Raw genomic sequence first — 14,040 nt, 5'->3', positions numbered from 1 at the left:
TAACCTATCCGCCGAACATCCCGACCGACCAACATGACCCAAGCCGCTTTCCTCACTGCCTGCCGCGACGTAATCGGCGCAGCCCACGTGCTGACCGACCCGCACGACACTGCGCCTTACCTCACCGACTGGCGTCACCGCTACACCGGCGCGGCCTGCGCCGTGCTCTGCCCGGCCACGCCTGACGAGGTCGCGGCGCTCGTCAAACTCGCCATCGAGCATCGCATCGCGCTGGTGCCGCAGGGCGGCAACACCGGTCTGGCCGGCGGCGCCACGCCGGATGCAAGCGGCGCGCAGGCGATCATCAGTCTGCGGCGTCTGAACCGTGTGCGCGATATCGATCCGCACAACAACACGATCACGGTCGAAGCCGGCGTTATCCTTGCCGACGTGCAAAAGCACGCCGGGCAAGCCGGCCGCCTGTTCCCCTTGAGCCTCGCGGCGGAAGGCAGTTGCACGATCGGCGGCAATCTCGCCACCAACGCGGGCGGCACCGGCGTACTGCGTTACGGCAACACGCGCGAACTCTGTCTGGGCCTGGAAGTGGTGACGCCGCAAGGCGAACTGTGGGACGGCCTGCGCGGACTGCGCAAGGACAACACCGGCTACGACCTGCGCGATCTGTTCATCGGCGCGGAAGGCACGCTCGGCATCATCACTGCTGCGGTGCTCAAGCTGCATCCGCAACCGGCCGCGCGTGTCACGGCGCTCGCCGCACTCGCGTCGCCGCATGCGGCGCTCGATTTCCTGTCGCTCACGCAACGCGTCGCCGGGCCGCTTCTGACCGGCTTCGAACTGATGTCGGATTTCTGTCTGCGGCTGGTGGGCCGGCATTTCGAGCAGATGCGCTATCCCTTCGCCGAACCGCACGCGCAAGTCGTGCTGCTGGAATTGTCGGACAGCGAGAGCGAGGAGCACGCGCGCGGACTGTTCGAGCGCCTGATGGAAACCGCGCTCGAAGAAGGTCTGGTGGAAGACGCGGTGGTCGCGGAAAACCTCACGCAGTCGCGAGCATTCTGGAATCTGCGCGAACACATCCCGCTCGCGCAGGCTGAGGAAGGCCTGAACATCAAGCACGATATCGCGGTGCCAATTTCGCGCATTGGTCACTTCATCGAGGAAACCGACGCGGCGATCGCGCAAGCCGTGCCGGGCGTGCGCATGGTCACGTTCGGCCATCTCGGCGACGGCAACCTGCACTACAACGTGCAGGCGCCAGAGGGCGTCGACGCGAAGGCGTTCCTCAAGACCTGGCAAGGTCCGATCAACCAGCTCGTCTACGACAGCGTGCACCGGCATCGCGGCAGCATCAGCGCGGAGCACGGTCTTGGCCAGTTGAAAATCGACGAGGCGATGCATTACAAGCAGGACGTCGAGGTACAGCTGATGCGCGCCGTCAAACGCGCGCTCGACCCGCTGAACCTGATGAATCCAGGCAAGGTGCTACGCTAGGGTTTAGAGCCTTCGGTTTTGAACCTTTGGTTTAGAGCCTTCGTTTTAAAGCTTCGGTTTAAGGCCTTCGGTTTAGAACCTTCGTTTTAAAGCCTTTGTTCCGAAAGCCTTCGCCATCTGGTGCGAGGCCCATTGCAGGAGTTGTCGTCGTGAAGATTCGCGTGCTGTCCGATCTGCATCTGGAGAACGACGAGCCCGAGCTGATCCCGCATGCGCACGCGGATCTGATCGTGCTGGCCGGCGACATCCACAATCATGCGGCCGGCCCGCGCTGGGCCGCGCAAACCTTCGACGGCGCCGTGCCGGTCGTCTACGTGCCAGGCAATCACGAGTACTACGACGGCGAATTCGGCGCGCTCGACACGGCCCTCTACGACGCAGCCGCGCAAGTCGACAACGTGCATGTGCTGAACAATGCGGCGCTGGTCGACCCGCAAGGCCGCTGGCGCGTGCTCGGCACCACCTTGTGGACCGACTTCGCGTTATACGGCGCGGATCCTGACACGCTCGCCGACTGCATTGACGCTTCGCGCCGGGCGATGCTCGACTTCCGCGGCCTGATCCAGATGAACTGGCCGCACGACACCCAGGACTCGCCACGCGACTTCACCCCTGGCGATTCTCTCGCGCTGCACCGCCAGGCGCGCGCCTGGCTCGAAAACGAGCTCGCCAGACCGTTCGACGGCAAGACGATCGTCGTCACGCATCACGCGCCGCATCGGCTGAGTCTGGCCGAGCGCTACGCGCACGATCGCGTGTCGGCCGGTTTCGTCAATCATTTGCCGCAACTGGTGTGCGCGCCCGTCGCGCTATGGGTTCACGGGCATACGCATAGCCCCTTCGATTACACCGTGAACGGCACGCGCGTGGTCTGCAATCCACGTGGCTATTTCGACCGGCGCACCCGGCAGTGGGAGAATCCGCAGTTCACGTGGGATAAGGTCGTGGAGATATAGCCTCGGCTTCGGGCCGATCTGGGTAGCGCGGCCAGGCGCGACGCACTACGCTGTTGTTGTCGTCGGGTCTTGCCAGGAGGTCGCTCATGTGTGGTCGAATCAGCCAGTACCGCGATCCGCATCTGTACGCCCAGCAGCTCGGCCTCGCCGATCCGGTCATGCTGTTCGACGCCGCAGACCGCCGCCCCGGCTACAACCTCGCGCCGGGCACCCATCCGCTCGCGATTTACCCAGACCAGACGTTGCGTGCGATCCACTGGGGGTATTGCCCGGCTTGGGCACGCGAGCAGCATCTGCCGCAGACGATCAACGCGCGCGCCGAAACCGCGCCGCACACGCGCTACTTCAAAGACCTGTGGAAAACGGGACGGGTACTGGTGCCGGCAGACGGCTGGTTCGAATGGCGCATGGAAGCGGTGGCCGCACCATCAAACGGCACCACCGCCGCGCAAGTCGAGGCCACGGTCCGCCAGCCCTACTTCGTGCATCTTAAAAGCGCCGTCCCGATGTACCTCGCGGCCTTATCGAGCGTACGCGGCACGCAAGCGCAAACGGACGGCATGGGATTGGTGATCGTGACGGCCACGGCCGACGCGGGCCTGATCGACGTGCACGACCGCCGCCCCCTGGTATTCGCGCCCGAGGCGGCGCGCCGCTGGCTGGATGCGGCACTGCAGTTCGACGAACTCGAACAGCTCGCGCGCAGCGCCTGCCTGCCCGCCGCGCGGTTTCGCTGGCATCGGGTGAGTCCGGAGGTGGACCGCACGCTCAATGACGAGCCGGGTCTGATCGAAGCGCTGCACTAGGCGCGCGGAGCGCGGATCGAAGCGCTGCGCCAAGCGTGCGGAGGGCAGATCGAAGCGCTGCGCCGACCGTCCGGAGCGCGAATCGAAGCACTGGTTCAACCGTACGGACTGCGGATCGAAGCACCAAACCACGCATACGGAGCGCGGATCGAAACAGATCGGCAGGCAGACCGCCATGGCGCGGTAACGCGGAAAACACGCAGGAAAACGCAACAGCAAGCTCAATCACCGCACGCCGGGCAATCCGGCACGCTCTCATGCTTCAACGCTCGTGCCGCTGTGCCTGCAGATCAGGACGCTCGACCTTGATCGGCATCAGTTGCGGCTGCTGTTCACGCAGACGGCGCAACAGTTCGCGCGATGCGGCGATTCCGATCAGTCCCAACATGACGGCCACGCCGATCATCAGATGCGTATCCATGAGTTCCTCGTCCTTGAGTTCTTGGTTGTTGCGTTTGTTGCGGTTCTTGCGATTTGCCGAACAGCGGCTTATTGTACGCGTCCGGCTGAATGCGGCAGCGTATGAACCACACGTTAGCAAATCGATCGCGGTGCGGAAGTAAGGAAATGTTGCAGCGCGGCACTTATGTAACAGGCTGTCATGCCACGCGTGGCCAAAGCCGTCAACAACGGTCAACCACTCGCGCGGCGCTGCCTCAGCTGCGCGCGAACTGGCGCAATTCTTCCTGATCGACGGCCAACGTGGCAGGCAGTTCGTCGCGCAGAAATTCGACCCAGGTGCGAATTTTCGCGTCCAGATACTGCCGTGACGGATACAGCGCGTACAGATTCATTTCCTGCGAGGTGTATTCCGGCAAAAGCCACACCAACTCACCACTACGCAAACCGCTGATCGCCGAGTAGATCGGAATCAGCCCCACGCCCATGCCACTGGACGCCGCGACAGCCATCGCTTCGGCGACATTCACCTGGAAGGTGGCCGGCCCCAGGGCAATCGTTTCCTCGCCGTTCGGGCCGTCGAAAATCCATTTGTCGGTCGGAAAAATCGGCGTGACCATTTGCAGACAAGTGTGACGCGCGAGGTCCGCGGGCGTTTGGGGCACGCCGTGCCGCTCCAGATAAGCCGGCGAGGCGCACACGATGCTGAACGCGCTGCCCAGCCGCTGCGACACCAGCCCCGAATCCGGCAGGCCGGTCGCGAGGGTCAGCGAGACATCAAAACCTTCATCGAGCAGATCGGGCATGCGCTGCGCGAGCGTCAGTTCGATATGCACGTCCGGATAGCGCGCCTGATAACGGCCCACCGCCGGCACCACATAGTGCTGGCCGAAGCTCGTCATCGCGTGGACCTTGAGCTTGCCGGATGGACGCGCGTGGGCGTCGCTGGCTTCCGCTTCGGCCTGATCCACGTACGCGAGAATCTGCTCGCAACGCTGCAGATAGCGTTCACCCGCCTCGGTCAACGCGATACGGCGCGTGGTGCGGTTCAACAGACGTGTGCGCAGATGCGCTTCCAGGTCGGAAACCGCGCGCGACGCATACGCCGTGGTCGTGTTCAGGTGCTGCGCGGCACCCGTAAAGCTGCCCGCTTCGACGACGCGGACAAATACGCGCATGTTTTGAAGCGTATCCATACTCTTTTCCAAGTGATCGGTGGCGATTGTTACACAATTCGCAAAGGCGATTATCTCATATTGCGTAAAAATGCCTTGCATCTTTACCGGTTATTCCCCAATCAATCGAAAAATATAATGACGCACATGCTTCTATAGCCAATTTTGGAGGAAATCGTGCAGTCTCCGGTACAGAAACGGATCGCCGCAGCCGCGGTTCTTACGATCCTATTAACAATCGCCGGCTGTGCCAGTACCGGAGGCATCGCGCCCCAAGACCGAGGAATCGAGCCCGCCTCGCTCGACGCAGGCAACGCCATCCGCGCCGCCAACGCGGACGCGCAATGGCCAGCCGCCGACTGGTGGCGTGCCTATAACGATCCGCAACTCAATGAGTGGATCGAAGCCGCGCAGACGGGCAATCCGAGCCTCGCCGTCGCCCAGGCGCGGGTGCGCGAAGCCGTGTCGATGGCGGGCGTCGCCCGTTCAGCGCTGTCGCCGCAAGTGAACGGCAGCCTGTCGATCCAGCGCCAGAAATGGGCCGACAACCTCTATTACGGCCCGGGCCCGCTCGCGGGCGAACAATCGTGGAATAACACCGGCACGCTGGGTCTGTCGTACAACCTCGATCTCTGGGGCAAGGACAAGAACGCCGCCGAACGCGCGCTCGACACCGCTCACGCCAGCGCGGCGGACTTCCGCGCCGCCCAGCTCGAACTGGAAGGCAACGTGGTGCGCACGTACATCGAGATGTCGCTGAACTACGCGCTACTCGATATCGCCAGATCCACGCTGCAGCAACAGCAGCAGATCGTCGACCTGGCGAACCGGCGTCTGAAAGGCGGCATCGGCACGCAGCTCGAAGTGAGCCAGGCCGAAACGCCGCTGCCGGAATACGAACGTCAGATCGATGAGATCGAGGAAAAGATCGCACTCGGCCGCAATCAATTGGCCGCACTGGCCGGCAAGGGTCCTGGCGCGGGTGACGAAATCCAGCGTCCGACGCTCTCGCTCGACACCGCACCCGCCGCTCTGCCGAGCGCACTGCCTGCGGATCTGATCGGCCATCGGCCGGACGTCGTCGCGGCGCGCTGGACGGTAGCGGCGCAAGCGCGCGGCATCGACGTCGCCAAGGCCAGCTTCTATCCGGATATCAACCTGTTGGCGTCGATCGGCGGATATGCCGCAATGGGGCCGCTGTTCCAGTTCCTGAAAGACCCGTCGCATAGCTGGAGCGCGGGTCCGGCGCTGTCGCTGCCGATCCTCGACGGCGGGCGCTTGCGCTCGCAACTCGGCGCGGCCTCGGCAGGATACGACGAGGCGGTCGATCGCTATAACCAGTCGATCGTCGGCGCGCTGAAGGACATCTCCGATCAGGTGATCCGGATCCGTTCGCTCGCGACCCAGGCGCAAGACGCCGACCGTTCGGTCGCGGCGGCTCGCAAGAACTATGACCTCGCGCGCGAAGGGTATCGGCGTGGTCTGACCGACTACCTGAATGTGCTGATCGCGCAAAGCCAATTGCTGCGCGCGCAGGAAGGCGTCGCCAAGATTCAGGCCGAGCGCCTCGGCGCGCATGCGTCGCTGGTCACGGCGTTGGGCGGTGGACTCGACGAGCCGGCGAACGGACCGCAGGCAAACGAGACGTTGCCGGCGCATGGCAAGGGCAATGCGGTGGCAGCAGGTTCGACCGCTGCGGCCAAGCCGTCGAACGCGCCGACGCAGACCGATTCGGCGAGTCATACGGGTAGCACCGCACCCGCTGCGGCCACGGCACCAGCGCAAAGCCCGGCCGCCGCTGCGGCAAAACCATCGCGCGCTGCTGCCAAACGTGCGAGCGACACCGGTATGAGCGCCGCGGCCACCACGTCTCACCTGTCCTCCACCGCAGCAGCGGCCGAGTAAGGAAGCCGACCATGTCAGCCTCCCCCTCTCCCGCGCCGCGCCCGGCATCGTTTACCGCGCTCTATTCGGCCGCCGCCGACTGGGCGCGCACCGACGGTCTCACATGGGTCTATCTGTTCAAAGCGCTCGCCGCCTGCTTTCTGGCGCTCGGCATCGCGATGAAACTCGATCTGCCGCAGCCCCGCACCGCCATGACCACCGTGTTCATCGTGATGCAGCCGCAAAGCGGGATGGTGTTCGCCAAGAGTTTCTACCGGATCTGCGGCACACTGGTCGGCCTCGTCGTGATGCTCGCGTTGATCGGCCTGTTCGCGCAGCAGCCGGAACTGTTCATCGTCTCGACTGCGATCTGGGTCGGCATCTGCACTGCGGGCGCCGCGCGCAATCGCAACTTCCGGTCCTATGGGTTCGTGCTGGCCGGCTATACCGCCGCGCTGATCGGCATTCCGGCTTCGCAGCATCCGGACGGCGCGTTTCTGAGCGCGCTCACGCGGGTGGCTGAAGTGGTGGTCGGCATCGTCTGCGCGGGCGCGGTCAGTGGCCTCGTGTTTCCGCAGTTCGCCGGCTTGCAGATGCGCGGCACCGTGCGCGCGCGTTTCTCGGCGTTCGTCGAATATGTGTCGGCCTCTTTGGCCGGCCGCAACGACCGCGCGCACATCGAAGCGACCAATGCGCGCTTTGTCGCCGACATCGTCGGTTTCGAAGCGGCGCGCAGTGTCGCGGTGTTCGAAGGCCCCGATTCGCGGATGCGCGGCGGCCGGCTGGCGCGTCTGAACAGCGAGTTCATGACCGCGTCGACGCGCTTTCACGCGCTGCATCAGTTGATGAACCGGTTGCGCGACGCGAACACCCGCGGCGCGACCGTCGCGGTCGAAGCGTTGGAACCGTACTTCAAGGAAATCGCGCCGTTGCTGGCGAAGTCGGGCGAACCCGTGCTGAGTGCCGCCGATGCGGCCCACGCCGCCGCGCAACTCGACGCGTACAAAGCCGAACTGCCCAAGCGAGTCCGCGCGACACGCGCCGAACTGGAAACGCAGCCGGACGCACCACTGCTCGATTTCGACACGGGCGCTGAACTGCTGTATCGCTTCATCGACGATCTGCACGCGTACGCGGCCACCTATGCATCGCTTGCCGTCGACACGCACGAACGCGAGCGCTGGATCGAGCGCTACGAACCGAAAACGAATGGCATTGCCGCGGGTGTCGCCGGCGTGCGCGCGGCCGTCGTGATGATCGTGCTCGGCGCATTCTGGATCGCGACCGCGTGGCCGAGTGGCTCGACCTTGACGCTGGACGCCGCGGCGGTGTGCGCGCTGGCGTCGTCGTCGCCGAATCCGAAGCGCACGGCGTTCCAGATGGCCGGTGGCACGCTGGTCGCCTCGGTAACGGCCATGATCGTGCAGTACGGCGTGTATCCGCACATCGACGGCTTTGCACTGCTGTGCGCCGCGCTCACGCCGTTCCTGCTGCTCGGCGTATTCATGACGACGCGCCCGGCGCTCGCCGGCTACGGCGTCGGCTACTGCATCTTCTTCTGCTTCCTGGCCGGTCCGGACAACCTGATTCATTACGACCCGAGCGGCACCATCAACGACGCGATCGCGCTGGTGCTGTCGATGCTGGTGTGCGTGATTGCCTTTGCCGTGCTGCTGCCGCCTTCGACGCCTTGGCTGCGCAACCGCCTGCTGGTGGACCTGCGCCGCCAGGTGACGCTGGCTAGCCGTGCGGGCATGCGCCGGGTGCGTTCGCGCTTCGAGAGCGGCGCACGCGATCTGATGTTCCAGATCAATGCGCTCGCGCCGAACGAACCCGAACTCAAACGCGACACCTTGCGCTGGCTCTTCTCGGTGCTCGAAGTCGGCAACGCGATGATCGATCTACGCCGCGAGGTGGCGGCGCTGCCCGCCGACGCGCGCTACGCGAAGTCGATGCCGTGGCGCGTCAGCTTGCGTGCAATGCGCAATGCGGTCACAGCGCTTTTCGAACGGCCGCGCGCGGACCGTTTCGACCGCGCGCTCGCCGCTACCACCGATGCGATTGCCGCGGTCCAACAGGTGCTGGCTACCTTCACGCCGCCGCGTGACGAGCGGCATCGGCTGCAACGCATTTTGAGTCAACTGCATTTCATTCGTACCGCGCTGCTCGATCCGCAATCGCCGCTTGAACCGCTGATGAGCGGACGGGCCGACGCGTCAGAAGGAGTTCGTCATGCCACGTGATATCGCCGTTTTCGACGCCTACGTGCCGGCCATTGTGCTGCTGTTTATCGCGGGCGCCGCGCTTACCTGGGTGTTGGATCGCGTGATTGCCTATACCGGCTTGTATCGCGTGGTGTGGCATCCGTCCTTGTTCCGGGCCAGCTTGCTCGTGTGTGTGTGCGGCGTGCTGAGTCTCGCCGTTTATCGTTGATCAGAGTCGAAACATGACCATCCGAAATATTGTTGGCTTCGTCGCGACAGCCATTATTTTTATCGTCGCGATCTTGATTGGGCGCGTGTTGTGGGTTCATTACATGGATGAGCCGTGGACACGTGATGGGCGCGTGCGCGCCGAGATTGTGAATGTGGCGCCGGATGTTTCCGGCGCGGTGGTTGATCTGCCTGTTAAGGATAATCAACTGGTCAAGAAAGGTGATCTGTTGATGCAGATCGATCCGTCGCACTATCAGATTGCTGTTGAGCAGGCGCAGGCGGCTGTTGCTGCGCGGAAGGCTGAGTTGCAAATGAGGCGGGATGATGCGCAGCGGCGGGCGGATATGGATGCTTTGGTGGTGTCCAAGGAGAGTCGTGAGAATGCTACTCATACTGCTTCTGCTGCTGAGGCTTCTTATCAGCAGGCTTTGGCTGCACTTGATGCTGCGAAGCTTAATCTTGAGCGGACTCGGGTTGTTGCGCCGGTTGACGGTTATGTCACTAACCTTAACGTGTTTCGTGGGGATTATGCGATTGCGGGTTCTGCCAAGGTGGCGATTGTTGATAGTCACTCATTTTGGGTTTATGGGTATTTTGAGGAGACCAAGCTGCCTCATGTTCGTATCGGTGATAAGGCTGAAGTTCGGTTGATGAGTGGAGGCACGCTTCAAGGGCACGTCGAGAGCATCTCTCGCGGGATCTATGATCGGGATAATCCCGAAAGCCGCGAGCTGCTGGCTGATGTTAATCCGACTTTTAATTGGGTTAGGTTGGCGCAGCGTGTGCCCGTGCGGGTTGCTATTGATTCTGTGCCTCAGGGGGTTGTGTTGGCGGCGGGGATTACTTGTACTGTTGTTGTTAAGGCTGGCTAATGATGGTTGGCTGCGCGGCGCTTGTTCGTCTGTGCTCTTATGGTGTTGGCCTTTCCTTGATTTCTTATTGGTCTATTAGCGTCGCCCCTGTGCGGGGCGGGCACTTACTTCTCTTTGCCGGCCGCAAAGAGAAGTAAGCAAGAGAAAGCGGCTCAAACCGCTAGTTCTTAAGCGGGTCCCCCGCGCAGTTACGGTAGTGGTGCATCTGGAATCCGGGTTCTCGCACACTCCGCGCCCGTGACACAGCAGTCATTCTTCCGGCGGCGCTGCGCGCGCCGTCGCGGTCGTTCAGGCGCGAGGCCTCATTCGCAGCGATTCGGGCGCAGACCTCAATCGCGGCTGCTCAGTCCCGGCACCCAGCCGCAGTGCTTCGGTCGCGGTACCCCGGTCGCAGCGATTCGTCGCGGTACCTCACTCGTAGTGCTTCGGTCGGGGTACCTCAGTAGCGGTACCCCAGTCGCGGTGGCTCGGTCGCGGTGGCTCGGTCGCGATGTTCAAGCTCTAAGCCTCGCCGGCTTACAGCCTGAACTTTCCAACCATCTGCTTCAGCCCCCGCGCCTGGTCATCCAGCGATCTTGCGGCCGCCGTTGCCTGCTCCACCAGCGCAGCGTTCTGCTGCGTACCCGAATCCATCTGTGTCACCGCCAGGTTGATCTCCTCGATGCCGGCGCTCTGCTCCGATGACGCCGCTGAAATCTCTCCCATGATGTCGGTCACACGCTTCACGGCCTTCACGACTTCGTCCATGGTCTGGCCGGCGTCTTGTGCCAATGTCGAGCCATTACTCACGCGCTGCACCGATGTGCTGATCAAACCCTTGATCTCCTTGGCCGCCGACGCGCTGCGTTGGGCCAGATTGCGCACTTCGGCGGCGACGACCGAAAAGCCACGGCCTTCCTCGCCGGCTCGGGCGGCTTCCACCGCGGCGTTCAACGCCAGAATGTTGGTCTGGAATGCAATTCCCTCGATCACGCCGATGATGTCGCCAATGCTTCGCGCGCTATCGTTGATCTCGTTCATCGTCGCGACCACGCGGCTCACAACTTCGCCGCCCTTCTCCGCAATTTCCGAAGCCGTGTTGGCCAAGGTGCTCGCCTGCTTCGCGTTGTCGGCGTTCTGTCTGACCGTGGAGGTCAACTGCTCCATGCTGCTCGCAGTCCGCTCGAGCGCCATCGCCTGCAACTCGGTACGCTGCGACAAGTCAAGATTGCCCATCGAAATTTCACCCGAGGCGGTCGCAATCGCGTCCGCACTGGATGCGATGTCGGAGACCGTCGTTGCAAGGCCGCTTTGCATGTCGTGCAGCGCGTACAGCATGCTCGATTTGTCCTTGCGCCCCAAGGCGATCTGATTCGACAGGTCGCCCGCGGCGATCCGGCTGGCAATTTCCTTGGCGTACGCAGGCTCGCCGCCGAGCTGGCCGGCAAGGCGTCGTACCACCCACTCGCTAATGGCGAACGCCAACACGATCAGCGCGACGGTCATCACCGCGATCATCACGAACGAGGAATGGAAGATAAATCCCGACGCCTCGATGGTCGCCTTCGCCGCCCTGCCGCGCTGCTCGACAATTTCGTCGACGAGCTTTTCGAGCTTGCCGGTCTCAACCAGCAACGAGACGTCCTGCGTGCCGACCTGCCAGTTCATCTGCGAAAGATCGAGCGGCTGCGCTTTCACGAGTGTCACGAAATCACGCAAATGGCCGCTCCACGCCGTGACGGCCGCGGCAAATTTCTTCTGCTGGTCGACGGCCTTTGCATCGGACGCGTCGACGTATTGCTGCAGCGTGCCCAGTTGCGCGGCGAGGCCGCTCAAACCCCGGTCGATGTCGGCGCCAAGTTCGTCGCGCTCCTTGGCCGTGGTCGCGGTCAGCAGCATCTTTTGCGCGCGGCTCGCGCGCAGCGTGTGGCCACGCGCCTCCTCAGCAGCGATGCTCGCCACGTGGCCCTGGTCGTAGATCGATTGCGCGGAGGCGTTCAGGCGGCTGATCTGGGTCAGCGAAAACACGCCGATCGCAAGTGTGCCGATCAGCAGCACGGCAAACGCAAGCCGCAACGTCGCCTTCACCGATAAGCCCTTGAGCCGCACGGCACGCGGGCCGCCGCCCTGTCCACGCGACGGCGACGGCTTGCCCGCCACCTTCTCTTCCGGTACGAACCCCGCGCCCGCCTGGCCGCCCAGCGAAACTGCTTTCATATTCTCGTCCCCACGTTTCGAACTGCCGGAAAGATCGGTTCCGGCATTGATGCTTATCTCTCCGGGTCTACGGCATAAACGTCTGCGATCTTTAACGCAACTCGCTTCATGCCGACCGTTACGCCCGGTCCTCGACGCATCGCTTTGTAAGCTTCGCGCCCGCGACCGTTTTATACATGGCCAAAAATCCGCAAACTGCATTTATCGGACGGCTTGCAAACCGGACGTGGCAATAACAGCACATCTCACCGCAAGCACGCCGCGGTGCACCGAGCTCCCGATTTCAGCGAGCCCGGGATGCCCGAATGAGCCGCAAGTGTCCGATTCGCGACAAAACTTGTCCTTACAATTCGCGGAGGCCACATTAAACTCCGATAATTAGCTGTCAAGGCGCTGCGCCGTGTCGAAACGCCGCAGTAATTCAAACCGGCAAGCGAACACGAAGAATCACGACACACCGCCCGCCTTGAATTGCCTTAAGTCTTGCGTCATTACCCGTCATCCCTTTTCTTCTCTCTCATCTAGCGTATGGAAACGAGCCTCGATAAAAGCGCCCTCGCCGGCGCCGCTGCCGGAACCGCTGGTTCTGCCAATCCGGCTGCCGCCGCGCAGCCGGCCGCCAAAGTCCAGCGCACGGTTTACTCCGTGCTCGGTGCGATCAGCTTTTCGCACCTGCTCAACGACATGATCCAGTCGTTGATCCTGGCCATTTACCCGATGCTGAAAGACAACTTTTCGCTGTCGTTCGGGCAGATCGGCCTGATTACGCTGACCTACCAGATCACGGCGTCGCTGCTGCAACCGCTTGTCGGCACCTATACCGACAAACATCCGAAGCCGTATTCGCTGCCCGTCGGCATGGGCTTTACGCTCGCCGGCCTGCTGCTGATGTCGGTCGCGCCGAGTTTCGGCGTGCTGCTGGTCGCGGCGGCGCTGGTCGGCTGCGGCTCGTCGGTGTTCCATCCGGAATCGTCGCGGGTAGCACGCATGGCGTCGGGCGGCCGTCATGGACTCGCGCAGTCGCTGTTCCAGGTGGGCGGCAATGCAGGTTCGTCGCTCGGACCGCTGCTCGCCGCGTTGATCGTGATTCCGCACGGCCAACGCAGCATCGCGTGGTTCTCGGTGGCGGCGCTTGTCGCGATCGTCGTGTTGACGCAGATCGGCCGCTGGTACAAGGCTCATCCGTCGGTGAAGAAGGCGCGCAGCCAGACCGGTCACGCGACGCTGTCGCGCAACAAGGTGATGTTCGCGATGAGCGTGCTGATGCTGCTGGTGTTCTCGAAATACTTCTACCTCGCCAGCCTCAACAGCTACTTCACGTTCTATCTGATCGACAAGTTCCATCTGCCGGTTCAAGCCGCGCAGATCCACCTGTTCGTGTTCCTCGCGGCGGTGGCGGCAGGCACGGTGATCGGCGGCCCGATCGGCGACAAGATCGGCCGCAAGTATGTGATCTGGGTGTCGATTCTCGGCGTCGCGCCGTTCACGCTGCTGCTGCCGTACGCCAACCTGTTCTGGACCGGCGTGTTGACGGTGGTCATCGGTATCGTGCTGGCTTCGGCGTTCTCGGCGATCCTCGTCTATGCGCAGGAGCTGATCCCCGGCAAGGTGGGGATGGTCGCGGGGTTGTTCTTCGGTTTCGCGTTCGGTATGGGCGGGATCGGCGCGGCCGTGCTCGGGCAGTTGGCCGACGCCACCAGCATCGCCTATGTGTATAAGGTCTGCTCGTTCCTGCCGCTGATCGGCGTGCTCACGGTGTTTCTGCCGGACGTCGAAGGCAAGCGCGCGAAAGCGTGATGCGCCTCTGCGGAGGTGAATGAGGAAAAAGGCGCTCCGGCGCCTTTTTCTTTGGGCGGCGCGTTTCG

At 63.1% G+C, this 14,040-nt stretch carries 11 protein-coding genes; 8 read left to right on the top strand and 3 right to left on the bottom strand.

The genetic code is table 11. From position 1 onward, the window contains the following. Nucleotides 1-33: 33 nt before the first annotated feature. The 3 genes from P0D84_RS06145 (at nt 34) to P0D84_RS06135 (ending at nt 3,214) form a co-directional block, all read left to right on the top strand. Nucleotides 34-1,452, top strand: a complete 1,419-nt coding sequence (locus tag P0D84_RS06145) for an FAD-binding oxidoreductase (RefSeq protein WP_408333591.1) — start codon at nt 34-36, stop codon at nt 1,450-1,452. Between the two features lie 149 nt (nt 1,453-1,601). Then, a complete protein-coding gene (locus tag P0D84_RS06140) occupies nt 1,602-2,408 on the top strand; it encodes a metallophosphoesterase (RefSeq protein ID WP_408333588.1) in 807 nt (268 codons plus the stop codon). Nucleotides 2,409-2,494: 86 nt separating this feature from the next. After that, a complete protein-coding gene (locus tag P0D84_RS06135; RefSeq protein WP_408333585.1) occupies nt 2,495-3,214 on the top strand; it encodes an SOS response-associated peptidase in 720 nt (239 codons plus the stop codon). Nucleotides 3,215-3,476: 262 nt separating this feature from the next. On the opposite strand, the gene P0D84_RS06130 is transcribed toward P0D84_RS06135, so the two are convergent. After that, nucleotides 3,477-3,635: a hypothetical protein gene (locus P0D84_RS06130; protein WP_408333582.1), complete on the bottom strand. Its 159-nt coding sequence runs from the start codon at nt 3,633-3,635 to the stop codon at nt 3,477-3,479. Between the two features lie 235 nt (nt 3,636-3,870). Beyond that, nucleotides 3,871-4,809, bottom strand: coding sequence for a LysR family transcriptional regulator (locus P0D84_RS06125; protein WP_408333579.1), 939 nt, complete (start codon nt 4,807-4,809; stop codon nt 3,871-3,873). A gap of 156 nt (nt 4,810-4,965) precedes the next feature. Here P0D84_RS06125 and P0D84_RS06120 point away from each other — a divergent pair, with 156 nt between their 5' ends. The 4 genes from P0D84_RS06120 to P0D84_RS06105 are packed head-to-tail and all read left to right on the top strand — an operon-like array spanning nt 4,966 to nt 9,979. Beyond that, nucleotides 4,966-6,693: an efflux transporter outer membrane subunit gene (locus P0D84_RS06120; protein ID WP_408333576.1), complete on the top strand. Its 1,728-nt coding sequence runs from the start codon at nt 4,966-4,968 to the stop codon at nt 6,691-6,693. A gap of 11 nt (nt 6,694-6,704) precedes the next feature. Then, nucleotides 6,705-8,915 carry an FUSC family protein gene (locus P0D84_RS06115; protein ID WP_408333573.1) on the top strand — a complete coding sequence of 737 codons (2,211 nt, stop codon included), beginning with the start codon at nt 6,705-6,707 and terminating at the stop codon, nt 8,913-8,915. Then, complete coding sequence (locus P0D84_RS06110) at nt 8,905-9,105, top strand: DUF1656 domain-containing protein (RefSeq protein ID WP_179733202.1); 201 nt, start codon at nt 8,905-8,907, stop codon at nt 9,103-9,105. The genes P0D84_RS06115 and P0D84_RS06110 overlap by 11 nt, the downstream gene beginning before the upstream one ends. A gap of 13 nt (nt 9,106-9,118) precedes the next feature. Next, a complete protein-coding gene (locus P0D84_RS06105; RefSeq protein WP_408333569.1) occupies nt 9,119-9,979 on the top strand; it encodes an efflux RND transporter periplasmic adaptor subunit in 861 nt (286 codons plus the stop codon). 516 nt (nt 9,980-10,495) lie between these two features. Here the strand turns inward: P0D84_RS06105 and P0D84_RS06100 are convergent. After that, a complete protein-coding gene (locus P0D84_RS06100) occupies nt 10,496-12,175 on the bottom strand; it encodes a methyl-accepting chemotaxis protein (RefSeq protein WP_408333566.1) in 1,680 nt (559 codons plus the stop codon). Nucleotides 12,176-12,703: 528 nt separating this feature from the next. Here P0D84_RS06100 and P0D84_RS06095 point away from each other — a divergent pair. Further along, nucleotides 12,704-13,972 (top strand): MFS transporter, encoded by a 1,269-nt coding sequence (locus P0D84_RS06095; protein ID WP_408333563.1) that lies wholly within the window; start codon nt 12,704-12,706, stop codon nt 13,970-13,972. The last annotated feature ends 68 nt before the right edge of the window (nt 13,973-14,040 follow it).

The sequence above is a fragment of the Paraburkholderia sp. RL17-337-BIB-A genome (assembly GCF_046025895.1).
Taxonomy (GTDB): Bacteria; Pseudomonadota; Gammaproteobacteria; order Burkholderiales; family Burkholderiaceae; genus Paraburkholderia; species Paraburkholderia fungorum_C.
This window is presented reverse-complemented; position numbering and strand designations above follow the sequence as displayed.